Origin of the sequence: Endozoicomonas sp. ONNA2 (genome assembly GCF_024606365.1) — a bacterium.
In the GTDB taxonomy this organism is placed as follows: Bacteria; Pseudomonadota; Gammaproteobacteria; order Pseudomonadales; family Endozoicomonadaceae; genus Endozoicomonas.
Window position 1 is genome coordinate 1 of sequence record NZ_JAHHPO010000277.1, and the last position, 1,017, is coordinate 1,017.

At 53.3% G+C, this 1,017-nt stretch carries 1 pseudogene; it reads left to right on the forward strand.

Going from position 1 to position 1,017, the window contains the following annotated elements:
• Positions 1-165 precede the first annotated feature (165 nt).
• Positions 166-1,017, forward strand: a pseudogene (locus tag KDK14_RS04900) (V-type ATP synthase subunit B); the annotation flags it as partial.

Sequence of the window (1,017 nt, forward strand, 5' to 3'; positions counted from 1 at the left end):
ACGGAGGGAGCATAGCCGTAGCTATGTGACCGGAGTTGTAACGAAGCAAAGTGCCGGCACAAGGAGTCAGAAATATATGATTTCATATGGTTAGCTACTTATGTTGATTGACAGAGTCCATAATCCATCCTCTTGTTATTTTTCCAGCAGTATAGAGGAGCAGTAATGCCCCAGAGCCTATTGCGATACACCAATATTCTCAGCATCGTTGGTGACCTCATTCGCGTCCACGTACCCAACCTGGCTGAGGGTAACGCCCAGGCTAACTATGGTGACCTGGCGTTGATAGAACAGAATGGCCAGACTTACTCCATGGCGCAGATCATCAAGATTGACCATGAAGAGGTCTCTCTCCAGGTTTTTGTCGGCACCAAGGGTTTATCCACAGGTGCGTCTGTCTGCTTCCTGGGCCAGCCAATGAAGACGACATACTCCTCCAATATTCTTGGGCGGATCTTTAACGGTGCCGGTGAGCCTATTGATGGTGGCCCGACACTGGAGCAGGACCCCAAGGTGGAGATCGATGGACCGTCGGTAAACCCGGTTCGTCGTGTACTGGCCTCGCGCATGGTGCGTACCAATGTACCGATGATCGATGTCTTTAATACCCTGGTTGAGTCCCAGAAAATTCCTGTTTTCTCCGTCGCCGGTGAACCCTACAACCGCTTCCTGGCCCGGATCGCCATTCAGGCCGAGGCGGATGTGGTGGTGTTTGGCGGCATGGGCCTGATCTTCGATGATTACCACTTCTTCCGCACCACCTTTGAAGAAGCCGGTGTCTCTGCCCGTACGGTCATGTTCACCAACCTGGCCTCTGACCCGACGGTTGAACGTCTGCTGACGCCGGATATGGCGCTGGCGGTGGCTGAGCACTTCGCCGTTGAAGAGTCCAAAAAGGTTTTGGTGCTGCTGACCGACATGACCTCTTATGCCGACGCCATGAAAGAGATTGGCGTGGCTATGGACAAGATTCCGGCTAACCGGGGTTATATGGGTGATCTCTACTCCCAGCTGGCC